This window comes from Myxococcus sp. SDU36, from assembly GCF_030168875.1.
Taxonomy (GTDB): domain Bacteria; phylum Myxococcota; class Myxococcia; order Myxococcales; family Myxococcaceae; genus Myxococcus; species Myxococcus vastator.
Genome location: NZ_CP077414.1, coordinates 4,317,786 through 4,342,313, shown reverse-complemented (window position 1 = coordinate 4,342,313; position 24,528 = coordinate 4,317,786). Strand labels below are relative to the sequence as shown.

7 protein-coding genes and 1 pseudogene are annotated in these 24,528 nt (G+C 72.2%); 2 read left to right on the top strand and 6 right to left on the bottom strand.

The window, feature by feature from the left end; genetic code table 11:
* Positions 1 to 9: 9 nt before the first annotated feature.
* The gene (locus tag KGD87_RS17045; protein WP_284668457.1) at positions 10 to 1,227 is read right to left on the bottom strand and encodes a cytochrome P450; all 1,218 of its coding nucleotides are present in this window, start codon (positions 1,225 to 1,227) and stop codon (positions 10 to 12) included.
* Between the two features lie 137 nt (positions 1,228 to 1,364).
* Between KGD87_RS17045 and fabD the strand changes: the two genes are divergently transcribed.
* Positions 1,365 to 3,647 (top strand): ACP S-malonyltransferase, encoded by a 2,283-nt coding sequence (gene fabD, locus KGD87_RS17040; protein ID WP_284668456.1) that lies wholly within the window; start codon positions 1,365 to 1,367, stop codon positions 3,645 to 3,647.
* A gap of 22 nt (positions 3,648 to 3,669) precedes the next feature.
* Here fabD and KGD87_RS17035 read toward each other — a convergent pair whose 3' ends face one another.
* From KGD87_RS17035 to trhA, 5 genes and pseudogenes are all read right to left on the bottom strand, one after another.
* A complete protein-coding gene (locus KGD87_RS17035) occupies positions 3,670 to 5,307 on the bottom strand; it encodes an FAD-dependent monooxygenase (protein ID WP_284668455.1) in 1,638 nt (545 codons plus the stop codon).
* The gene (locus tag KGD87_RS17030; RefSeq protein WP_284668454.1) at positions 5,307 to 6,107 is read right to left on the bottom strand and encodes a hypothetical protein; all 801 of its coding nucleotides are present in this window, start codon (positions 6,105 to 6,107) and stop codon (positions 5,307 to 5,309) included. The genes KGD87_RS17035 and KGD87_RS17030 overlap by 1 nt, the downstream gene beginning before the upstream one ends.
* Positions 6,108 to 6,150: 43 nt before the next feature.
* A complete protein-coding gene (locus KGD87_RS17025) occupies positions 6,151 to 22,191 on the bottom strand; it encodes an SDR family NAD(P)-dependent oxidoreductase (protein ID WP_350102560.1) in 16,041 nt (5,346 codons plus the stop codon).
* A gap of 27 nt (positions 22,192 to 22,218) precedes the next feature.
* Positions 22,219 to 22,485 (bottom strand): annotated as a pseudogene (locus KGD87_RS36945) (hypothetical protein); the annotation flags it as partial.
* Positions 22,486 to 23,008: 523 nt separating this feature from the next.
* Positions 23,009 to 23,662 carry a PAQR family membrane homeostasis protein TrhA gene (gene trhA, locus KGD87_RS17020; protein ID WP_284668452.1) on the bottom strand — a complete coding sequence of 218 codons (654 nt, stop codon included), beginning with the start codon at positions 23,660 to 23,662 and terminating at the stop codon, positions 23,009 to 23,011.
* Between the two features lie 165 nt (positions 23,663 to 23,827).
* Here trhA and KGD87_RS17015 point away from each other — a divergent pair, with 165 nt between their 5' ends.
* Entirely contained in the window at positions 23,828 to 24,469 is a 642-nt protein-coding gene (locus tag KGD87_RS17015) for a TetR/AcrR family transcriptional regulator (protein WP_284668451.1), read from the top strand.
* Positions 24,470 to 24,528: the final 59 nt, after the last annotated feature.

Genomic DNA, 24,528 nt, shown 5'->3' with positions numbered 1-24,528 from the left:
CCGGGCGTCTCAGTCCCAGCAGATGGGGAACGTGGACAGGCCCCGGAAGCTGAGGTTCATGTTCCAGTCCTCGGCGGCGCTCTTCGGCCGGACGTTGGGAATCCGGCGGAAGAGCGTCTCGAAGGCGACGGGAATCTCCGCGCGCGCGAGGAAGGCGCCCGGGCAGACGTGGATGCCCGTGCCGAAGCCCAGGTGCGGGTTCTTCTCACGGCTGAGGTCCAGCGTGTCCGGCTGGTCGAAGACGGCGGGGTCGCGGTTGGCCGCGGCCACCATGGGCATGACGCCCTGGCCCTTCAAAATCTGCTTGCCGCCGAACTCGAAGTCGCACGCAGCGACGCGCGTGGGCGCCTGGGCGGGGGAGGTGAAGCGGTAGAGCTCCTCGGCCGCGGCCCGGTTGATTTGCGGGTCGCGCTTCAGGCGCTCCCACTGCTCGGGGTGCTTGAACACCGCGAGCAGGCCGGTGCTGATGACGTTCTGCGTGGTGGTGTGGCCGCCCGCGAGCAGGAGGACCATCTGCGCCACCACCTCCTCCAGCGTGAGCTTGTTCTCCTCCCGCCAGGCCTTGACCATGTAGGAGATGAAGTCCTCGCGCGGGCGCTCGAGGCGGTCGTTGATGGCGCGGGTGATGTAGTCCGTCATGCCCAGGAGCGCGTCCTGGCCCTTCAGCATGATGTCCAGGTTGTCGATGCGGCCCGTGGCGTGGGCCAGGTCCACGCTCCACTGCTTGAAGGTGGGCAGGTCGCCGCGGTCCATGCCCAGGATTTCCACCGCGAAGAGCAGGGCGGGGAGCGCGTATGCGTAGTCATTGACGAAGTCCATCTCGCCCTTGTCATGCACCTGGTCAATCAGCCACTCCGCGGTCTGCCGGGCGCGCTGGTGGATGTCCCGGACGTTCTCCGGGCGGAAGGCCTGGTTGATGAGCCCCCGCAGCCGCTTGTGCTCGGGGTTGTCCTTCATCACGGCCCACATCGAGAAGTGGGTGATGATGGGGCGCAGGTGCTGCATGAAGTCGTCCCGCACCACGAACGTCTCACTGCTCTGGCTGGAGAAGCGGGTCGCGTCGCGCAGGGCCGTCTGCACGTCCTCATGGCGCGTGATGAGCCAGTGGCGGGTCTCCTCGCTCCAATACACAGGCTCCTGCTCACGCAGTTGCTTGTAGAAGGGGTAGGGATTGATGTGGAACTCAGGGGCCAGGATGTTGACGTGCAGCTTCTGCGCTTCGCTCATGGTGTTGCTCTCCCGTTGCGTGGAGGGTTGGGGCGCGTGGTGCGTCCGTGATTGGATTTATGGATGTGTTTCATGATACACGAAATGTCTGACTGCAAGGATTGAAATCCAGACTCGTGGGTTGGGGTGTGAAGCCGATGACGACATACATGTTCCCCGGACAGGGCTCTCAGGCGCGCGGGATGGGCCGTGAGCTGCTTTCCCGGCACCCGGCCTTGCTGTCCCAGGCCGACGAGGTGTTGGGGTACCGGCTGGCGGAGGTGTATCAGGACGAACGGTTGGACCAGACGCAGTACACCCAGCCCGCGTTGTTCGTCGTGAACGCGCTGTCGTGGCTGGAGCAGCGGGAGCGGCACGGCCGGGATCCGGACCACGCGCTGGGGCACAGCCTGGGGGAGTACAACGCGCTGTTCGCCGCGGGCGCCTTCGACTTCCGGACGGGCGTCCTCCTGGTGCGCCGGCGTGGTGAGCTGATGGGACAGGCGCGCGGCGGTGGCATGGCCGCGGTGCTGGGCCTGTCCGTCGAGCGCATCGCGGAGGTGCTGGAGCGGCTGGGGGTGAGCAGCCTGGACCTGGCCAACGACAACACGCCCAGCCAGCAGGTGTTGTCCGGGCCCCGGGAGGACCTGGAGCGCGTGGCGCCGGAGCTGCGCGCCGCGGGGGGCAACGTCGTCCTGCTCAAGGTGAGCGCGGCGTTCCATTCGCGGTACATGCGCCCGGCGCGGGAGGCCTTCGCGGCCTTCCTGCGGGAGTTCACGTTCGCGCCCTTGCGCTTCCCGGTGGTGTCCAACGTGGAGGCGCGTCCCTACGACGAGGCCCGGCTCCCGGAGCTGCTGGCGCGGCAGATCGACTCGCCGGTGAAGTGGACGCAGAGCGTGCGCTACCTGCTCGGCCTGGGGGAGCAGACGTTCGAGGAGGTGGGGCACGGCCAGGTCCTCGCGGGGCTGCTGCGGCGCATCCGCGAAGCGAAGCCGGCTGCTCCCTCGGTGGCGGAGGTTCCGGCGCCGGCGCCGCGTGAGCCCTCGCCTCAGTCCGTGCCCGCCGCCGCGCCCGCGTCCGCCGCCGTGCGCGCGCAGGCGCTGGGGAGCCGGGCCTTCCGGGAGACCTACGGCGTGCGGCTCGCCTACGTCGCGGGCTCCATGTACAAGGGAATCTCCTCCCGCGAGCTGGTGGTGCGGATGGGGCGCGCGGGCCTGCTGGGCTTCTTCGGCACCGGCGGCGTGGCGCTCGCTCGCGTCGATGAGGAGGTCCTCGCCATCCAGGCCGCGCTGCGCCCGGGCGAGGCCTACGGGGTGAATCTGCTGCACAGCCTCGACCGTCCGGAGCGGGAGGAGCAGCTGGTGGACCTCTTCCTGCGCCGGGGCGTGCGCAACGTCGAGGCGTCCGCCTTCATCCGCGTCACGCCGGCGCTGGTCCGCTTCCGCGTCACCGGGCTGCGGCGGCGCGAGGACGGCCGCATCGAGGCGCCGAACCGGCTCATCGCCAAGCTCTCCCGGCCCGAGGTCGCCAGGGCCTTCATGAGCCCTCCGCCCGCCGACATCCTGGAGGCGCTGGTGCGCGCTGGCCGGGTCTCCGAGGAGGAGGCGCGGCTCGCCAGGTCGATGCCCATGGCCGAGGACCTCTGCGTGGAGTCCGACTCCGGAGGCCACACGGACCAGGGCGTCGCCAGCGCGCTGCTGCCCGCGGTGGGGCTCCTGAGAGAGCGGATGATGGCCGAGCACGGCTACGCCACGCGGATCCGCGTGGGCGCCGCGGGCGGCATCGGCACGCCGCAGGCGGCGGCAGCGGCCTTCATCATGGGGGCGGACTTCATCGTTACGGGCTCCATCAACCAGTGCTCCGTGGAGGCCGGCACCAGCGAGCCCGTGAAGGACCTGCTGGAGACGCTGGACGTGCAGGATGTGACGTGCGCGCCCGCCGGGGACATGTTCGAGCTGGGCGCCAAGGTCCAGGTGGTGCGCAAGGGCCTCTTCTTCCCCGCCCGGGCCAACCGGCTGTACGCGCTCTATCAGCAGCACCCGTCGCTGGAGGCGCTGGACGCGCAGACGCGGAGCCAGCTCGAGACGAAGTTCTTCCGCCGCGGCATCGAGGAGGTCTGGGAGGAGACGCGCCAGCACTACCTGCGCGTCGCCCCGGAGGTGGTGGAGCGCGCCGAGCGCAACCCGCGGCAGAAGATGGCCCTCGTCTTCCGCTGGTACTTCGTCCACACCTCCCGGCTGGCCCTGCGCGGCAGCCCGGAGCAGCGCACGGACTATCAAATCCACTGTGGGCCGGCGCTGGGCTCTTTCAATCAGTGGGTACAGGGGACGCCCCTGGCGTCGTGGCGCAACCGCCACGTGGATGAGATGGCCGTGAAGCTCATGGATGCGACGGCGGAGTGGCTGGAGCAGCGGTTCCAGGGGTTCCGCGCGGGGCCCTGAGGCGCGGCCCCGCGCGGGGCCTTCAGCACAGGAGGGCCTGGAAATAGGCGTCCAGGCTCTCGGGTGCGTCCAGGGCGAAGCGCGCGGCGATGTGGGCATCGGGGCGAATCAGCACGCCGCCCGCGCGCTTCGCGCCCAGCGCCCGGTGGGCGTGATGCCGGACATCCGCCCAGGCCTTGCCCAGGTTCGCGGGGTCGAAGCCCGAGGCCGCCTGTCCGCCGAGGACGAAGTGGATGTGCAACTGGTCGCCATGCCGCTGCTGCGCATGGCGTGCCAGTGCGCGCATTCGGTCCGGGTCGGGGCGCTCGCCGCCCAGGACGAGGAGGGTGTGGCGGTCGGGCCGGAGCACCGCGTGGATGGAGGTGGGGTGCTCGGCCTCCAGGCGGAAGTGGGGCACGCGGTCCCCGGGCTCGGCCTGACCGCGCTTGAACGCGGCTTGGGCCGCGCGGGCACCTCGCGGGTCCACCGCCGCCTGCGTCACCGGGCCGCGGCGGTAGTGCACGCCGAGCTGCGAGGTCTTCAGGACGTTCTTCAGGTTCAGCGCGGGCAGGTTCAGCAGCCGCAGTTGCTTGCGCGCGAGGTAGCGGAGGACGGGGTTCGCCCCGAAGACGAGCAGGGTGAGCCGGTCGTTCTCCGCGAACATCGACACGGCGGCGGGGTGGCGCTCCCCATGGTAGCTGTCGAGCAGGCACGCGCGCGCCTTGCCACGCACCGCGAGCGCGAGCTTCCAGGCCAGGTTGATGGCGTCCAGCACCCCCGTGTTGAGGCCCTGGGCGGCGATGGGGGTGTTCACGTGGGCCGCGTCGCCCGCCACGAAGACGCGCCCCACCCGGTATTGCGACACGAGCCGCTGGCTCGGCTGGTACTGGGTGAGCCAGAGCGGGTCCTCCAGCTTCCAGTGGCCCAGCCCCAGCGGCGTCATGATGGCGCGGAACTCGTCGAGCGTGGGCGCCTGTCCCTTGAGCGGCGAGTCGGGCGGGCGCGCGGAGATGAGCCGGTAGTAATCGTCACCCAGGTTCAGCACCACGAAGGGGAACCGGTCGAGGATGAAGCCGTGGCGCTCGTCGCGGGCCAGCGACATGTTGGGGATGCGCACGTCCGTCATGATCCAGTTGTCGTCGTAGCGCGCCCCGGTGAAGGGGAGGCCGAGCACGGCGCGGACCTGGCTGTGGCCACCGTCGCAGCCCACCAGGAAGGGGACCTGGACCTCCTCGGTCACCCCTCCGGCCCGCGCCAGCCGGGCCGTCACCCCCGAGTCGTCCTGGCGGAAGTCCTCCAGTCGCGTGTCGCGCTCCACGACGACGCCCCGGTCGCTCAGGGCCTGGACCAGCTCCCGCTCCGTGCGTCCCTGGTGCAGGTGCAGGTAGAAGGGGAACTCGCTCTCCAGCCTGTCATAGCGGAGCACGGTGGCGCGCTGGGTGCCCGCGTACATGTTCATGACGGGGTTGGCCACGCCGGCCTGGAGCAGCCGGTCCGCGACGCCCAGCATCTGGAAGATTTCCAGCGTCCTCGGTTGGAGGGTGACGGCCTTGGACTCGCCGGAGAACGAGGGCTGCTTGTCGATGACGCGCACCCGGATGGCTTGCTGGTCGAGCGCCAGCGCGAGGCACAGGCCCACCGGGCCCGCCCCGACAATCAGGACATCGGTCGAGCGCGTCATCACGTGGGCTCCGGGGCGAGGTGGGCCTTGGGCAGGCCCGCGAGGAAGGAGATGCGCGAGCCCATGAAGCCGGGCACCTGGCGCAGGTCCCAGTCGTAGTGCTCATGGCCGTCGACCTGGGCGATGAGGTCTCGCCACTCGTCGAGGTGGTAGGCGCGCAGGTGCGAGACGACGCCGTCGACGAAGAAGCAGAACGCGCCCACGGGGACCACCACGCCCAGCAGCGTGCGCCGGAGGCTGAGCGGCCAGATGCCACCCAGGCTCAGCCACGCGCTCAGCAGCGGCGTCGCCGCGCAGAAGCGCAGGATGGCGAGCGGCTCACGCTGCACGGGCTCCATGAAGACGATGGGCTGCCGCTTGCCCACCGCGTCGGTCAGGATGCCCCGCACCTGCTCGGGCTGGAAGTGGTGCACGGCGTTGACGACGAGGCGCAGGCCCTCCAGGTGCGCGGGCACGTCCAGCACGTCCACCGACTCCGAGACGTGGCCCACGCGGCCCGCGCTCTCCCGCTCGACTTCGGCGTACAGCTCCGCGGCCGGGTACTTGTCCGAGAGCTGGATGCGGACGTCCTCCCGGCCCAGGTGCCTGGACAGCGCGAGCATCAGCCCACCATCCCCCGCGCACAGCGCCTGGATGGCGGTGAGCTTGCGCTGCCGCAGCAGCTCGCCGAGCAGGTCGAAGGCGCTGTCGTACATCCGCAGCCGCACCGACATGTGGTGCAGGAACTCCCGGATGGTCTTCCGCAGCGGCGAGGGCAGCCACGGCAGGTCGTTGAACTCGAAGAGGTGGGCGCGTTGCATGGGCGTCGTCCGGGAGTGGCGTGAGGCTCGGTGGATGGAAGGTTCAGAGCGCGGTGGCGAGCCGCTCCAGGAGCCAGTCCTGGGCCTGCTCCGCGCGGAGGAAGAAGTGGTCGCCAGGGGTCACCTGGCACTGGAAGCCGCCCTGGGTGAGCGCCCGCCAGGCTCTGGCGGCGTCCTCGGTGATGCGGTCATCGGCGGCGCCGTGCAGGGCGGTGATGGGGAAGTCGAAGGGCGGCTCGGGCTGGTAGCGGTAGCCCTCCATCAGCTTCAGGTCCGCGAGCATCATGGGCAGCAGGGCCCGGGCGAAGTCGGCGTCCTGGTCCGCCAGCACCCGTCCCTCGGCCGTGCGCAGGGCGATGTCGAGCAGGGGCGCGAGCGGCTCCCGCGTCGAGGGCGCGGGAATCCCGTCGAAGCCCGCCGCCCGGAAGCGCCGCTGGAGGTCCTCCAGGAAGGGGCCCGGCGCCAGGAAGGGCGCGCTGGCGCCGCCCACGAGGAGGTGGCGCGGCTGGGGCAGCCCCTGGGCGCGCAGCCGGCTCGCGACGAGGTAGGCCAGCAGCGCGCCGAGGCTGTGTCCGTAGAAGGCGAAGGGCAGGTCCAGCCGGGGCCGCAGCGCGTCCACGAGCCGCGGCAGCAGCAGGTCGAGCTGGTGGATGGGCGACTCGTGGATGCGCGTCTCCCGTCCCGGGAGCTGGAGCGGCCACACCTCGACGTGCTCGGGCAGCCGCCCCCAGTCGCGGTAGAGCGAGGCGCCGCCGCCGCCATAGGCGAAGCAGAACAGGCGCAGGGCGGGCTTCGCGCGGCGCACGACGTGGGTGAACCACGCGTCCGTCGCCGGGAGCACCGCCGTGGCGGAGGCGGGCGCGAGGTCCTTCAGCAGGGTGGCGCTGAGCTGCTCGATGCTCGGCCCTTCGAGCAGCAGCTCCGCTGGGACGCGCAGCGACAGTCGCTCCTCGATGTCCCGCCGTAGCGCCAGCCCGGTGATGGAGTCGAAGCCCAGCTCGCGCAGCGGGCGCCCCGCCGGAAGGGCCGCGGGCTCCAGGTCGAGGAGCCGCGCGGCGCACTCGCTCAAGAACCGCGTCACCCAGGCGCGCCGGGCGTCCGCGTCCAGTCCGTCCAGGGGCGTGGCCGCCGCGGGCGGCGCGGCCGACGGTGACTCCTGGAGGGCCTTCTCGAGCGCCTCCACCCGCGCGGCGTCCAGCAGCCGCACCCGGTGCCCCCGGGCCTCGGCGACCTGCCGCCCCGCGCCGTCGAGGAGCCGGAGATGGCCGGTGAGGCAGCCGCTCGCGTCAGGCGGCTCCGGGAAGGTGAGGTGGCACCACAGCGTGTCGTCCGCGGGGGCGTGGTGGAGCTGGAAGGACTCCCAGCCCACCACCATGAACCGCATCCGGTCCTTGAGATACTCGGCGCCCGCCACGGCGCAGAGCTGGGCGCACGCGTCCAGGACGCCCGGGTGGAAGCCCAGGCCCCTGGCGACGCCGGCCATGCGGGGCTGGGGGCGGAACCGGGCCACGGCCTCGCCGGCTCGGAACCACACCGCGTCCACCCACTTCACGCTCTCTCCAAGGTCGAAGGACAGCTCGGAGAGCCGCTGGTAGAAGGTGGCGCCCTCCCAGCGCGTGCCGCCCTCCAGGTGGGGGCGGGTCCATGGCGTCTCCGGTGTGGCCGCCGCGCGCTCCAGCTCCGCCTGCATGTGGAGCGTCCACTCGGCTTGTGGAGAGGGACGGCTTTGGAGCAGGAGCCGCGCGCGCTCGCCCTCCTGGGGTTCCACCACGAGGCGCAGCTCGCGCTCCTCGCCGGGCTCGACGTGCAGCGCGACCCGGTAGCGCACGTCCCGCAACGAGAAGGAGGGCAGGCCCAGGTGCTGACGCACGGCGCGGGTCAGCAGCTCCTGGAGGTGCCCGACGTGGGCGATGCCATGGTTGTCGCCCAGGTCCGGCAGCCGCGCGTGGCTGAGGCGGTAGGTGAACTCGCGCTCGGGACGCGCGGAGGGCACGGGCACGCCGTCGAACACGTCGTGTGTCGCGGGGGCCTCCGGCGCCACGGGGGACGTGTCCCGCAGCCAGTAGGGCTTGCGCTGGAACGGGTAGGTGGGCAGCACCTGCTCCGGGCGGGGAAGCCCTTCGGTGAAGGTGCGGCGCTCCGGCGCGAGCCCGCGCGCATGGAGGCGTGCCACGCAGTCCAGCAGCGCCCACCAGGGCGCGTGCGCCGACGTGGCGTCGAGCCAGGGCTGGCCCGTGTCGCCCAGCGCCACGACGAGGCGGTGCTCCGCGTCGTCGAGTCCCGCGCGCGCGACGTGCCAGTCGCCCGTCGCCTCATGGGACGTGCTCCAGGTGCCGGGCTGCGTCGCCGCCTCCGCGTCGAGGGACGCTGGCGCCCGCGTGGACAGCACGCGGCAGCGGGGCGCGGACAGCCGCTCCGCCGCCAGCGGGAAGGGGGCGTGCAGGCCCAGGTCACGCAGCAGGCAGCGCAGCGCGTCCCGGAGCTCCATCACCCCGGCCTCGCAGGCCGCGAGGTAGATGCTCCCGCCATCCGCCAGCAGCGCGTCCGGGCGGTAGCCCCAGTGCTCCAGGAGCCGGAGGAGGGCGAACCGGGCCTGGAAGGCGGTGAGCTCGCGCGTCACCAGGGCGCGCGCGTCGCCGCCCAGCAGCTCCGCGGCCATCGCGCCCACGGCGTCATGGGCCGCCGCGAAGACGGGCTCCACCGGGTACACCGCCGCGACGGTGGAGGCGAGTTCGCCCCCATGGGGAAGGGCGAACGCGAGGCGCGGGGCGTCGCCCTGCTCGACGATGCCCAGACGAAGTCCTTCGGCCTCACGTCCCTCGGCGAGCGCCTGGAGCCCGGCCGACAGCGCCGCGCCATCCGCGGCCACCACCACGGCGCGGTGCTCCAGGTGGCTGCGCGAGGCCATGGCGGCCGCGCACGTCGCGGCGAGCGCGGGCTCCGGCGTGCTGGCCAGGTGCGCGCGCCAGCCGTGGGCCAGCGCACGCAGCGCGGTGTCGTCCCGGGCCGAGAGGGGCAGGAGGTGCACGGGCCGCTCGCGCGAGGGCGCTGGCCGGGACGTTGAAGCGGGGGGCTCGCCCACGATGACGTGGACGTTGGTGCCCGAGAAGCCGAACGCGCTCACGCCCGCCATCCGGTCCTCGCCCTCCCACGGCAGGGTGTCCCACGGGAGCCGGGCCCGAGCGCGCTCCAGGCGGAGGAGCGGGTTGAGCTGACGGAGGTGGGGCTGCTTCGGAATCCTCCGGTGTTGGAGGCAGAGCACCGTCTTGATGAGGCCGGCGATTCCGGCGGCGGCCTCGAGGTGTCCCAGGTTGGCCTTGACGGCGCCCACCGTGAACGCCTCCGAGTCCGCCGGCCGCTGGCCGTAGACGGCGCCCAGCGCCTGCATCTCGATGGGGTCCCCCAGCGACGTCCCGGTGCCATGGGCCTCCACGTAGGAGACCTGCCCGGGCTCCCGTCCCGCGGAGGCCAGCGCCTTGCGAAGCAGGGCCTGCTGCGCGAGCCCGTTCGGGACCGTCAATCCGCTGCTGGCGCCGTCGTGGTTGGCCGCCGAACCCAGGAGCACGGCGAGCACCGGGTCACCGTCCCGCAGCGCATCATCCAGCCGCTTGAGGACGACGACGCCACCGCCCTCGGCGCGGCCGTAGCCGTCCGCGGCGGCGTCAAACGTCTTGCAGCGGCCATCTGGCGCCAGGGCCCGCAGCCGGCACAGCGAGACGAACGGGTAGGGCGACACCAGGAGGTTGACGCCGCCGGCCAGGGCCACCTCGGACTCGCCCTTGCGCAAGCTGTCGCACGCGAGGTGGACGGCCATGAGCGACGAGGAGCAGGCCGTGTCCACGGTGAGGGCCGGTCCCTGCAACCCCAGCCGGTGCGCGATGCGGCCCGAGGCGATGTTGGTCGCCATGCCCGTGGCGGTATAGGCGCCGAACTGGCGCGCGTCGCGCAGCAGCAGGCCGTACTCCGCGGTGCCCATGCCCACGAAGACGCCCACGGGCCGGCCCGCGAGGCTGTCGGGGGCGAGCCCGGCCCGCTCCAGCGCCTCCCAGGACACCTCGAGCAGCAGGCGCTGCTGGGGGTCCATGTCGCTGGCCTCCCGGGGGGAGATGCCGAAGAGCCGCGCGTCGAAGAGCGACGGCGCCTCGCGCAGGAAGCCGCCCCGCCGCACGTAGCTGCCGCCGGGGGCGTCGGGGTCCGCGTCGAAGAAGGCGTCCGCGTCCCAGCGCTCCCGGGGCACGTCGACGATGGCGTCCCCCCCGTCCATCAGGAAGCGCCACAGGGACTCGGGGCTGTCGCACCCGCCGGGGAAGCGGCAGGCCATGCCGATGATGGCGATGGGCTCGCGGGCCACGTCACGGGTGGCGGGCGCGGGCCGCGCTTCGGTCGCTCGTGCCGGTGCCTGGGGCGCGGGCGCTGGCGGGGGCTCCGGCGGTGGGCAGGGGGCGATGCCGAAGCGCTGGACGATGGTCTCCCGGACGCCGTGGAAGACGACGCACTGCGAGCCCTCCAGGCGCAGCCCCTGCTCGAAGGTCTCCCAGCCCAGCGCGGAGGGCAGGGGCGTGAGGCCCCCGCGCCGCTCCATGAAGCGCAGCGTCTGCGCATCCACGCGCATGCCGCCCTCGGCCCACAGCGGCCAGTTGAACGACACCGTGCGTCCGTGCCGCTCACCGCGCGCCCGGCGCGCTTCACGCTCGTCGGCGAAGGCGTCGAGGAAGGCGTTGGCGAAGGCGTAGTCGCTCTGCCCCACGTTCCCGGTGATGGCCGCCGTCGAGGAGAACAGGGCGAAGAAGTCGAGCGGCAGGTGGCGGCTGGCCTCGTCCAGGTAAAGCGTCCCGCTCACCTTGGGAGCCAGCACCGCGTCCAACTGCTCCCTGGACTTGGCCGGAACGAGCGCGTCACGGGTGGCCCCCGCCGCGTGGATGATGCCGTTCAACGCGCCCAATTGCGCGTGGGCCTCGTGGACGACCCGCGCGGCGGAGGACGGCTCGCCGACGTCGCCACGCACGTACACCACCTTCGCGCCAGTCGCGTTCAGGGTCTCCAGCCGCTGCCGCCGGGCCTCGTCCAGCTCGCTTCGGCCGACGAGCGCGACCCGCGCCTGCCGCGTGCGGACCAGGTGCTCGGCCAGGAGCAGGCCCAGCCCGCCCGCGCCGCCCGTGATGAGGTACGCCCCGCCCTGCCGCAGGGGAGAGGGCCGCGTCGCATCGGCGGAGAGCGGCGCCAGTCCGCGCACCTGCCGCTGGCCCGCCATGTAGCGGACCTCGAGGTCGCCCTGCGTGCTGTTGGCCAGCGCCAGGCGCGCGACCTCGGACGGCGCGCGAAGCTCCAGCGCCACCGTCTGGAGCACCAGCCGCGGCGTCTCCAGGCCGAGCGCGCGGGCGAACCCCGCGATGGCGGCATGGGACGGCGCGGGCACCCCGTCCACCGTGGCGTGGAGGTAGCCCAGGCGGACGGTGCCTTCCGTCTTGTGCGCGAGCAGTCCCTGCGCGAGCCCCAGCACCTGCGCGAAGCCGTGAAGCGGCTCCTGTGCGGAGGCCGCGTCGAGCGCGGTCAGGAGGAAGACGTGGCTGGGCTGGATGCCCCGCCGTGCCAAGGACGCGAGGAGCTGCCGCACCTGCTGGGCGTCCGACACGTCCAGGGTCGGCTCCGCGCCGTCCTCCGAGAAGTTTGCTCCCGGGCGCGCGTGCACCACGGGCGCCGCGAGGCCCCGAGCCTGGAGCCGCGCGAGGAAGGCCTGGGCGTGGGCCGCGTCTCCCCCCACGAGCAGGACGCCCAGGGACTGGGGCTCCTCCGTGGACGAGGTGATGGGAGCCCCGCGCCAGACCTGCCGAGCGAGGACGACCTCCTCTGGCGCCGCGCGAGGTTGCACGGGCGCGGGCTCGACTTCGGTGGGGAGCCGTTCGAGCAGGAACCCCGCAAGGGCCCGCAGGGTGGGGTGGTCGAAGGCCAGCGTGGGGTACAGGTCCATGCCCAGCTCGCGCTCCAGGTGCTCCACGAACTGCATGGCCTGGACCGACTCCATCCCCATGTCGAAGAAGCCTTCTTCGGCGGAGGGCCGCGTGGACGGCGGATAGGCCAGGATTCGCGCCACGCTCTCTCCGAGCAACTGGACGAGGAGCGCGTGCCGCTCGGCACCGGGGACGGCCAGCAGGCGCTGCCGCATCGTCGCGCCCGGAGGAGGCTGTGACTCAGGGGCGGGCGTGGGGGGCGGCGGCGCGGACACGTCCGGCGACGGCTCCGTGCTCTCTATCCAGTAACGCTCTCCCGCGAAGGGATAGGTGGGCAGGGACACCCGGCGGGGCGGGTGCTCCCGATAGAGGGCCTCCCAGGGCCAGGGCGTTCCTTCGACCCAGGCGCGCGCGATGGCCTCGTGCTCGTTCCGGCCCATGAGCTCCAGCAGCGCGGCCTCGGTGGGGGAGACGCCCGGCTGGGACGTCTCCGCGACGGTCGCCGTGAAGAGGCCCGGCGCGCGCGGCGCCGTGGGGTCCGCCGCCTGCGCCGCGAAGGTCCGCAGTCGCTCGCGGCAGGTGGCCAGGTCCTCCGCCACGAAGGCGAGCCGGGAGGCCATGGCCTCCCGCCCTCGCTGGAGCGTGAAGGCGAGGGACTCCAGCGCGTCCGCTCCCCAGGTGTGCTGGGCGTCGAGGGCGTCGAGGAGCTGGCGGGCCCGCGCGCGCAGCCGCTCCGGGGTGCGCGCGGAGAGCACGATGACGGCGGGACGGGGAGGGCGGCTGGCGCGAGGAGCGTGCGCGCCCTCCCAGGACTCGACGATGAGGTGCACGTTGACGCCGCCGGCGCCGAAGCTGCTGATGCCGGCGCGCAGGGGCTCGCCGGGCCGGGCGCGCCAGGGCGTGGACTTCCGCTGGACGTGGAAGGGCGTGCTGGCGAAGTCGATGTGCGGGTTGAGCTTGTCTCCGTGGATGAGGGTGGGCGCCAGGCGGCGGTGCTTCATCTGGAGCAGCACCTTGTGCAACTGGCTGATGCCCGCGGCGGACTCCAGGTGGCCGATGCTGGCCTTGACCGAGCCGACGGCGCAGAAGCCCCTGTCCCCCGTGTGCTGGCTGAAGGCGTCCGTCAGCCCGGTGACTTCGATGGGGTCGCCCAGGCTGGTCCCCGTGCCGTGCGCCTCCACGTAGCTGAGCGTGCGGGCGTCGACGTCCGCGCGCCGCAGGGCCTCGAGGATGACCTCTGCCTGGGCCACGGGGTTGGGCACGGTGTAGCCGTGGGTCTTCCCGTCGTGGTTGTTCGCGCTGCCCTTGATGACGCCGTGAATGACGTCGCCGTCACGGAGTGCCAGCGCCAGGGGCTTGAGCAGCACGGCGCCCACGCCCTCGCCCGGGACGTACCCGTCGCCCCCCTCGGCGAAGCTGCGGCAGCGGCCGTCGCTGGACGCGAAGCGGTTGGCGCAGAGCATCACGTACTTGCTGGGGTGCAGCGACAGGTTCACGCCCCCGGCGATGGCCGCTTCGCAGGCGCCGGAGCGCAGGCTCTCGCAGGCGAGGTGGACCGCGTTGAGCGATGACGAACAGGCCGTGTCCACCGTGAGGCTGGGGCCGCTCAGGTTGAGCGCGTAGGAGACCCGGTTGGCGATGGAGAAGGTCTGCGTGTTGAGCGGGATGCGGTGGCCGCGCGCCCACTCCTGGGCGCCCAGCAGGGCGTACTCGTTGTAGGTGACGCCCACGAACACGCCCACGGGGGCGCGCGGGGTGCCCGCGCCGGGCCTCGCCAGCCCCGTCCGCGTGTAGCCCGCGTCCTCCAGGCAGGCCCAGGCCGTCTCCAAGAAGAGGCGCTCCTGCGGGTCCATGTAGCGAGCGACCAGCGGGGAGATTTGGAAGAAGGCCGCGTCGAACCGGTCCACGCCTTCCAGGAAGCCGCCCCACCGGGCGTAGATGGAGCCGGGCTGACGGCGAGAGGCGTCGAACAGCGGCCGGTAGTCCCAGCGCTCCGGCGGAATCTCCTCGATGCAGTCGCGGCCCGCCTCCAGGTTGCGCCAGAAGCGCTCCAGGTCCTCCGCCTGGGGATAGCGTCCGCTCATGCCGATGACGGCGATGTCCATCGTCGCGGGACTGGCCGCGGGTTGCTGCCGGGGCACCTCGCGCCGGGGCGCGGGAGCCGTCACCCGCGGCGCGGCGGGCGGCGTGTTCCGCTCGGCCACGAGCCGCTGGACGCCGTCCGCGTGTTGCTCGCACAGATAGGAGGCCAGCTCCGCGAGGTTCTTGTACTTGTAGAACAGCGTGATGGGGAGCTTGCCGAACGTGAGCTCCAGCTTCTGGTGGACCTCGGAGATGAGGATGGAGTTCATCCCGTAGCTCTCGAAGTCGGCCGTGGGCTGGAGGTGCTCCGCGTCCAGCCCGGCCGTGGTCGCCAGCGCCTGGGTGAGGATGTGGAGCGCCGCGTCCTGGAGCGCCGCGCCTGCCAACGGACCGGGGACGTATGCCGGTGCCGCTTCGATGACCTGGGCGGGCTCCGATGCCGCGCGCTCCACGTAGAGCCGGTCGGCGGGAGCGGGCAGCAGCCAGTGTCGGGAGCCGGTGAAGGGATGGCCCGGCAGGGACACGCGGCGGCGCGGGCGAGGGAAGAGCCGCGACAGGTTGTCGAGCGCCCCACCCACCCAGAGGCGGGCGAGCCGCTCCAACTCGCCGCCCGACATCAGGGCCTCCAGGAAGGTGGCCCCGGCGGTGCCTCCGAGCAGCAGGTCATTCCATCGCGTGGCCTCCGCGCGGCCGGCGTGGACCTGCGTGGTGTCGCCACGCTCCAGCCAGGCGTCGAGCCGCGCGGTGAGCTCGTCGAGGCTGTGCGCCACGATGGCCAGTCGCTCGTCCAGGACCTCGCGCCCCACCGCGAGGGTATAGGCCACGTCCTCCAGGCGCGGGGGCTCCGGGCGGCGCAGGGCGGCGCGCAAGCGGCTGGCGGCGGCGCGCAGCGTGGTGGGCTCCCGTGCGGACAGCACCACCAACTGCGGGCCCGTGACGGCTTCGGGTGAGGGCGCCGCAGTCCGGTACTCTTCCAGGACGACGTGCGCGTTGGTTCCACCGAAGCCGAAGGAGCTCACGCCAGCGCGGCGTGAAGCCTCTTCGCCCCCGGGCGCGGGCCAGGGGCGGGTGTGCGCGTTGACGTAGAAGGGGCCGCCCTCCAGCCGGAGCTCGGGGTTGGGCGTCTGGAAGTGGAGGCTCGCGGGCAGGGTGCGGTGCCGCAGCGCCAGCACCACCTTGAGGACCCCCGCGATGCCCGCGGCTGTCTCCAGGTGCCCGATGTTCGTCTTGACCGAGCCGAGCGCGCAGTGCGGCCGGGCGGAGGGCGGACGGTCCCAGCGCTGAGAGAGCCGCTCGAAGGCGATGCGCAGGCCATTGACCTCGATGGGGTCACCCAGGCGCGTGCCCGTGCCGTGCGCTTCGATGTAGCCGACCGTGGCGGGGTCGACCTGGGCATCCTCGTAGGCCGCCACCAGCAGCTCCGCCTGGGCGGTGGGGTTGGGGGCCGTCAGCGCCTGCGCCCGGCCACCGTGGTTGATGGCCGTGCCCCGGATGACGGCGTGGATGGTGTCCCCGTCCGCCTCCGCGCGCGACAGGGGCTTGAGGAGGAGCGCGCCGAGCCCTTCTCCCCGGACGTAGCCGTTGGCGCGGGCGTCGAACGTCTTGCAGCGGCCGTCCTCGGCCAGCATGCCCGCGCGGCTGAACGCGAAGTAGAGGTGCGGGCTGAGCAGGAGGTTGACGCCACCGACGAGCGCCAGCTCGCTCTGGCCCGAGCGCAGCGACTGCACGGCGTGGTGGATGGCGACCAGGGAGCTGGAGCAGGCGGTCTCCACCGGGAGGCTGGGGCCGTGCAGGTCGAGCAGGAAGGAGAGCCGGTTGGGAAGGACGGAGTGGGCCTTCCCCGTGGCGGTGTGCGCGTCCGCCGCGACGCCGAAGTCCCGGAGCAGGTCGTGGTAGTCGGTCGTGCCGATGCCCACGAACACGCCCGTCTTCGTCCCCGCGAGCGAGCTGGGCCGGTAGCCCGCGTCCTCCAGGGTGTTCCATGCGAGCTGGAGGAAGAGGCGGTGCTGGGGGTCCATCAGCGCCGCTTCGCGGGGGGTGATGCGGAAGAAGGCGGCGTCGAAGTGCTCCACCTCGTTGATGAAGCTCCCCCACTTGATGTGGGTTCGATTCGGTTCGCTCAGGGGATTGCCTTCAAGGGCGCGCCAGTCCCAGCGCGTCGGCGGAACCTCCTCGATGAGGTCGGTGCCCTGCTCAAGGTGCCGCCAGAAGGTGTCGAGGTCGGGCGAGCGCGCGAAGAGGCCACCCATGCCGATGATGGCGATGGGCTCCGTCCCAGCGCGCGCGGCGCGGGGCGCGGGCGCAGCAGGTGCGGGCCGCTCCGGCGTGGGGGCGCGTGGCGCCGGAGCGGGCTCGGGGGGGCGGGCCTCCGGAGCGGGTGTGCGGGGCTCCAGGGTGGGGCGCGGCTCCTCGGGTGGGCGCCCGGCCATGAAGCGCGCGGTCAGCGCCGCGGCGTGCTCGGTGAGCAGGTGCTCGACGAGCGAGCCAAGCCGGTCATGCTCGAAGAGCATCGACGCCGTGAGGTCCACGGCGAGCTGTTCGCGCAGCCTGCCGGCGAGCTGGGTGATGGAGACGGAGTCGAAGCCGAAGTCCCGCAGGTCCGTGTCGAGCTCCACGTCCGCGGCGTTCATCTTGAGGACGGAGGCCGCGGCCTCGACCACGAGGGCGCTCACCTGCTTCCCCAGGTCCGCGTTCGCGGTGGGGCGCGGAGGGGGCGCCCTGAGGGGCTGCGTGGCGGGAAGTGGCGGGGCGGGCGCCGTGCAGGGGGCCGCTGGGGCCAGGGCCTGACAGAGCGCGCGCACGGAGGCGTGTTCAACGAGCTCGCGCGGGCTCGGGGCGCGCGTCAGCCGTGGCGCCAGCCGGGCGGCGAGCTCGGCCAGGGAGGCCGCGTCGAAGCCATGGTCCTCGAGGCTCGCGTCGAGGTCCACGTCTTCCCGGCGCACCTCGAGGACCTCGGCGATGGTCGCGAGGAGGTCGTTCGTGACGTCCGGCGCGACGGGCGCCGTCCTCACCTCGAAGGCGCGGTCGATGCGCTCGACGTCGCCCTCGACGATGGCCATCACCGGCTCGGTGGCGTGCAGTGCTCGCACGAAGAAGTCGAGCCCCTCGCGGGTGCTCAGTGGCTTCATGCCCAGCGTGTGCAGCAGGTGCGCCTCAATCTGGGCGTCCACGTGCATGCCGCCCTCGCGCCACAGGGGCCAGGTGATGGACAACGAGCGCCCGTGGCGCTGGCCCCGCCGCACCTGCTCCAGGCGCCCACGGGCGAAGTGGTCGAGGAAGCGATTGGCGAAGGCGTAGTCCGTCTGCCCCACGTTGCCGATGACGCCCGCCAGGGAGGAGAACAGGACGAAGAAGTCGAGCGGCAGGTGCCGGGTCGCCGCGTCCAGGTGGAGCGCGCCCAGGAGCTTGGGCTGGAGGACCGCCGCGATGTCCTCGCTGCGCTTCTGGGCGACCATGGCGTCGCGCAGCACCCCCGCCGAGTGGATGATGCCGTGGAGGGCGCCGAAGCGGCCCACGGCCTCGCCCACCAGCGCCTCCACCGCGTCTGCCCGCGAGACATCCGCCTGCCGGTACACGGCCTCGGCGCCCAGGCTGGCCAGCTCCCGGAGCTGGTCGCGCACGGTGTCGTCCTCGGGCGCGCGCCCGGCCAGCACGAGCCGCGCCCGGACCCGCCGGGCCAGCCACCGCGCGAAGAGCAGGCCCAGCCCGCCGCGGCCTCCCGTGATGAGGTAGACGCCACGCTCCCTCAAGAGCGGCGCGTCGTCCGGGACGGCGAGCGGTGACAGGTGGGTCCGGCACAGCCGCGCGCGGCCCTCCGCGCTGATGCGGACCTCGTCATCCGGCGCCTCGGGAGGTGACAACTCCTGGAGCAGCAGGGCCGCGGAGACGGCTGGCGCCTGGGACAGCTCCACGGTCCGGTAGCGCAGCGCGCGGTGCTCCCGGTTGATGGACTTGCAGAACCCCGAGAGCGCGGCGTGCTGGGGCGCGGCGCTCGCGGGCCCCTGGTAGACGCACAGCAGCCGGAGGGACGGCACGGGCCGTGCCTTCAGCCAGGCCTGGGTGAAGGCCGTCAGCGCGTGGATGCCCTGCGCGAGCGCCGTGTCCAGGTGCTGTGCGGTGAGCTCCAGGGGCGGGTGACGGGCCCAGGCGTGGATGGCGCGGGCGGGGAGCCCCCCTTCCTGCCGGAGGGCCTGGAGCAGGCGCTCAGCGTCCTCGACCCGCGCGGGGTCGACTTCGTAGACGCCGTCGCCGGCCGCACGGAAGCCCGACCCCGGCTTCACGAGGAACACGGGCCCGGAGACCAGGCGCCGGAGCGCATCGCGCAGAAGAGCGTCGTGGTCGAAGACCAGCAGCGGCCCCCCGGGCTCGGAGGCGGCGCCTTCCAGGGGCTCGGGCACCCAGCGCTCGCCCAGGACGCGGGTGGGGGCCTGCTTCTTCTGCCCAGGGACCTCCCGGACGCGGAAGTCCTCCAGTCGGACGAGCACCTGTCCCGTCACGTCGGTGAGGCAGAGGTCGAAGGTCTCCACGTCCTTGCGCCGCCCCGTGCGCGTGACATGGACGAGGCACTCCAGGGGCACGGGTTGGTGGAGGTGGACCGCGCCCAGGGAGAAGGGCAGCCAGGACGCAGGGCCCCCCGCTTGCTCTCCGGCTGACAGGAGGCCCACCACGGCCTGGAGCGCGCCGTCGAGGAGGGCCGGTGGGAGCACGACGTCGGGTGACGTGGCCGCGGCGCCAGGCTGCCGCAGCGTGGCCAGCGCCTCGTCCCGGCCCACGTGGAGCTGCTGAAGCGGGCGCAAGCTCTCGCCGTACTCAAGCCCATGTGTGCTCAGGAGCGCGTAGCAGTCCCGCGAGGACAGCACCCGCGGGCAGCGCGACCGGAGGGCCTCGGGCTCCAGGCGGAGGGGCGGCTGCGGCGTGGCTTCATCTTGGCGCTGCAGCCGCCCCTGTGCGTGGAGCGTGCCGTCCGCGCCGACGAGACGAAAGCCCATGTGGCCGCCGTCCTGCTGGAGCGTGAGGGAGACCTCGAGCGCCGCGGCCCCAGGCGCCAGCATCACGGGACTTGCCCAGGTGATGTCGCGCAGGGCGCTGACAGGCCCGGCGCCGGCCAGCCGCGCCGCGCCCAGCGCCATCTCCAGGCACGCGACGCCAGGGAGGACTTCTCGCCCACCCACGCGGTGGTCGGCGAGGAGCGGCGTTGTCGCCGGGAAGGTCGTGGTGAAGCGCACGGCCTCCAGCGTGGAGGTGTTGTGTCCCAACAAGGGATGCAGGCGCGTCGCCGGCTGCGTCGTGGCCGCGGGCGTCGTCCTGGGAAGCCAGTACGAGCGGTGGGCGAAGGGATAGGTCGGCAGCGGGGCCCGGCCCGGCGCGCCCTCGGGATAGAGCTCCGCCCAGTCGATGTCCGCGCCCTCCACCCAGCGCGCCGCCAGCGCTCTCAGCGCCGGGACATCCTCACCCTGGGGTGACACCTTCACCCGGGACTGTTCGGCCCGGAGCCTTCCCTGGAAGCAGTTGTCGGGAGGGGCCCGTCCGTCCAGGAAGCGCCGCAACTGCTCACGCAGGTCGTCCTGGCTGGTGGCGACCAGGGCCAGCCGCGCAGCCATGGCCTCATTGCGCGTCTGGAGCGAGTAGGCGAGCCGCGCAAGGCTCACCGCGGGCCCCGTCGCCTCCGGCGCGGCCTGCCGGTCGAGGAAGCGGAGGATTCGCTCCGCGTACGGACGGAGCTGCTCCTCCGCGCGCGCCGACAGCACCACGAGCCGGGGGCGCTCACGCGCCGCGGGAGGAGACGGACGCGGCAGGTGCTCCTCGACAATGACGTGGGCGTTGGCGCCGCCTGCGCCAAAGGAGCTCAGCCCCGCCCGCCTGGGGATGCGGTGTCCCTCGACGCCCGCGGGGGCGGGCCAGGCGCTCAGCTCCCGCTGCACGCGGAAGGGCGTGGCCTGGAAGTCGATGAAGGCATTGAGCCGCTGCGCGTGGAGCGAAGGGGCCAGTTGCTGGTGCCGCATCTGGAGCAGGACCTTGGTCAGCCCGGCCATGCCCGCGGCGGCCTCCAGGTGCCCGACGTTCGACTTCACCGAGCCGATGGCGCAGCGCCAGCCCGGCGCCGTCCTCCGCTGGAAGGCCTTGCCCAGGCCGGAAATCTCGATGGGGTCGCCCAGGCTCGTCCCCGTCCCATGGGCCTCGATGTACCCGAGCGTCTGTGGCTCCACGCCCGAGCGCTCCAGCGCCTCGGCGATGAGCGTGGACTGCGCGTCGGGGTCGGGCACCGTGTAGCCGTTGGCGCGGCCTCCGTGGTTGACCACGGTCGCGCGGATGACGCCGTGGATGTAATCCCCGTCCGCCTCCGCCCGGGACAGGGGCTTGAGCAGGACGGCGCCCACGCCCTCGCCTGGGACGTAGCCGCTGCCCCCCTCGCCAAACGCGCGGCACCGCCCATCCTGGGCAAGCATCCGGAGCTCGCTCAGGAGCACGTACTTGCTGGGGTGCAGCATGAGGTTGACGCCGCCAACCAGCGCCTGTTCGCACTCCTCGCGCCGCAGGCTCTCGCAGGCCAGATGCAGCGCCGTCAGCGAGGAAGAGCACATCGTATCCAGGGCCAGGCTGGGCCCACGGAAGTCAAAGAAGAAGGAGACCCGGTTGGCGATGGAGGCGGCGAACGAGGACGGCGAGAGCGGGTTGCCCTGGAGGGTTTCCTCCAGGCCGAGCAGCGCGTACTGCCCCCACATCACGCCCACGAACACGCCCACCTTGCGGCCGCGCAGGGCGCGTCCCGCGTAGCCCGCGTCTTCGAGCACCTGCCAGGCCGTCTCCAGGAACAGCCGCTCCTGCGGGTCCATGAGCTCCGCCTCCCGCGGCGACAGGTTGAAGAGCCGGGCATCGAACCGGTCAATGCCTTGAAGGAAGCCCCCCCACTGGCTCTGCGTGGTTCCCGGACGGCTGGTGGACGGGTCGAACCAGGGCGCGTGGTCCCAGCGCTCCGGAGGAACCTCGGTGATGCAGTCCTTCCCGGCGCGGAGGTTCTCCCAGAACGCCTCCAGGTCCTCGGCCCGGGGGTAACGGCCCGCCAGCCCGATGATGGCGATGGGCTCGTCCCGGGAAACGCGAGCGGAGGGGGCGGGGGAGGGCGCCGCCGCCAGGGCCGGAGGCAAGTCGTCCCGCGGTGTCGCGGGCAACGCGAGCCGCTTCGACGTCTGCGCTCCGTGGTTTTTTTCGAGGTAGTCCGCCAGCTCCCGCGGGGTGCTGTGCTCGAACAGCAGCGTGGGGTAGAGCTTGACGTCGAGCTCCTGCTCGAGCCGCCGCACGAGCCGCAGCAGGTGCGCCGAGTCCAGTCCCTGCGAATAGAAGTTCTCCGAGTCGTCGAGCGCGCTGGCGGCGACCTGCAGCTCCGTGGCGAGCAGGCCGCGCAGGTAGTCGAGCACGGAGGGCGCGGGAGCGGCGGGTTGCACCTCGGCGGCCCGCGCGGGCTCCCTGCTCTGGGGCGCCTGCAGCCGCGAAATCAGGCCTTCGGAGCGGATGCGCTTGGTGGACAGCTTGCGCAGGGCCGCGATGCGCTGGCCATCGGCCGCGTAGAAGTCGAGGTCACTGTGGAAGAGGTCGTCCGCCACCAGCCCGGTGCTGTCCTGGCGCACGTGAACGAACACGCGCTCACCCGGCGCGTGGCCCGCGCGGAACGACTCGATGTGGATGGGAATGAAGGGCTGTAGCGCCAGCTCTGGCCGCTGCTGCATGTAGAGGAACGGCAGCAGGGTGGCGCTGTCCAGGAAGACGGGGTGGAGGTGGAAATCCTCCAGGTGCTCGAGCGCGGCCGCGCTCAGGTGCAGCGCCCCCAGCACCTCGCGCTCATGGAAATAGAGCTGGCCCTGCCCCTTCATGAACTCGAGGTGCTCGATGGCCGCGCCGCGCGCATACGCATAGGCGTCATCCACGTCCGATATCCGCTCGGCCTGGCGCATCAGGTGGGCGACGTCGAGCCGCCCTTCGAGAGGCGCGTGGGCGACGTGGACCTCGCAGCGGAAGTTCTCGGTCGGCGCTCCCAGGGACTCACCTGTGGCGGACACGGGCCAACTGGTCGCCACCACCTGCCAATGCGTCGCCCCGGTCTCCAGGGAGGTGAAACACAGGCGGATCCTCCTGCCGGACCGTTCCGTTGTGGCGACGGGCTCGATGAACAGGATGTTTCGCAGCTCCAGCGTGGTCGTATCGAGCCCCTGCGCTTTCAGGGCGCGGAGGACCAGATCAAGGAAGACGACGCCTGGCATGATGCGAACGCCGTGGACACGGTGATCCCTGACAAGTGGATCCTCATGGACGACCGTGGTGCTGCACTCGAACTCTCGTCTCGGAGGCTTCACGCTTGATACGGATGATACATGTTGAAGTCACTGTATCAACAGCCCGGGTTTATTTATCTCATGTCTGCGTAGCTGTATCTCTCCATGGGTTCTTGAGGTGTGGGAAATGCGTGTGACATCGCGAGTTACATTTCGCGTTTGAGACAAGCGCATGTGACATCGCGAGTTACATTTCGCGTTTGAAACAAGCGCATGTGACATTGTGAATTACTTTTGACGGGTGGTTTGAGGCCGCTCCGTCCACCGGCTCCGCCAGGAGCGGCGCCATCATCGTGTGGCCGGGGGCCTCGGGCCGCGCGCGGCGGCCTCCGGCGGGCGTGTCCAGCTCGCCCCCGGTCCTGGAGGCGGGCCTGGTTGCGCAGGGGCGCGTCGACGACGGAGTCCCCCAGGGTCCGGTCGTCATCCGTGCCGACGGTGAAGCCCGGCCCGCGAGGAACCGGGCGCAGGCGTCGGAGTCCCTGCGTGGCCCGGCCGTCGCGGGGTTGAGCTGGATGACGACGCCATTGTCCTGGCGTCGCTCTGCCTACGCCGTCGCGGCGCGGACGAGCCTCAGGACGACGGTGAAGTGGAGCCCCGCGCCGACCAGCGTCAAGGCGTGGAACACCTCGTGGTAGCCGAAGACGCCGGGCAGGAGGTTTGGCCGCTTCAGGGCATACGCGATGGCGCCCGCCGTGTAGGCGACGCCTCCCGCGAGGATGAGCGTCAGGTCGCTGCCCGAGAGGGCCTGCCGGGCTTCATCGAAGTAGGGCACCAGCGTCCAGCCGACCGCGACGGCCAGCGCCGCCGTCACCACCTTGGGCGCCTGTATCCAGAACAGCGATTGGAGGACTCCGGCGAGCGCGCCCGCCCAGATGAGGAGCAGCAGGCCGTCGCCCGCGGCCCCGGAGATGCCCAGCAGCGCGACGGGCGTGTAGGTGCCCGCGATGAGGATGAAGATGGAGGCGTGGTCCATGCGCCGCATCCATGTCCTCCCACGCGTGGACCAGTTCACCCGGTGGTAGGTCGCGCTGACCGCGAACAACACCACCAGGCTGAAGGCGAACACCGCGGCCGCGGCCGCGGCCCGGTCCGTCGGCGCCATCGAGACGAGCACCAGGCCCGCCCCCAGCGCCCCCGGGGCGGCGAACTGATGCAGGACGCCGCGCAGCTTCGGCTTCTCCGCGACCTGGGCGCTCAAGACCGGACCCGCGCTTCGAGGATGGCGAGGACGTTGAGCGCGGCTGCGTCGGGCAGGACGGCTCGGCGAGAGACGGGATACATGAAGGGCTCCAACTCCACCGGAGAGTTTCCAGTTGGAAGGTTACGGTCGGGTAAGTTACTGTTGGGTAGGTTCGAGGTCAACGTGGCGACGAAGAAGAGACTGTCGGGTGCCGACCGCCGGGCCCAGTTGATGGCGGTGGGGCGAGGCGTGTTCGCCTCGAAGGGCTACGAGGCGACCTCCATCGAGGAGGTGGCCCATCAGGCGGGCGTGTCGAAGCCCATCGTCTACGAGCACTTCGGCGCGAAGGAGGGGCTCTACGCGGCCATCGTGGACCGGGAGATGGATGACCTGGTGACGCGCGTGTCGGAGAGCATCGCCACGGGCACGCCCCGCGAGCGGTTCGAGCGGGCGGTGCTGGCCTTCATGACGTACGCCAAGGCGGAGCCCGCGGGCTTCGCGGTGATGACGCGCGACTCACCGCTGGCGGCTGGACGGCGGGGCCTGACGCGCGTCATCGACGACCTGGCGCTGCGGGTCTCGGACATCTTCAAGGTCGAGTTCGAGCACGCCGGCTACGACCCCAAGCTCGCGCCCATCTACGCGAACGCGCTGGTGGGCATGGTGACGCAGGTGGGGCAGTGGTGGGCGGAGGACGGGCGCTCCTTCTCCATTGACCATGTCGCGCGCCACGTCGCGGCGCTCGGGTGGATGGGGCTGCGGCACCTGCCGAAGGCGCCGGCGGCGTCGAGCGGGCGGCGAGGCCCGAAGCGACGCGGCGGGTGAGGGCCGCCGCGCGGCCCGCCCTGGGTCCGCGCGCGGGAAACTGGTGGATTCCTCCGACT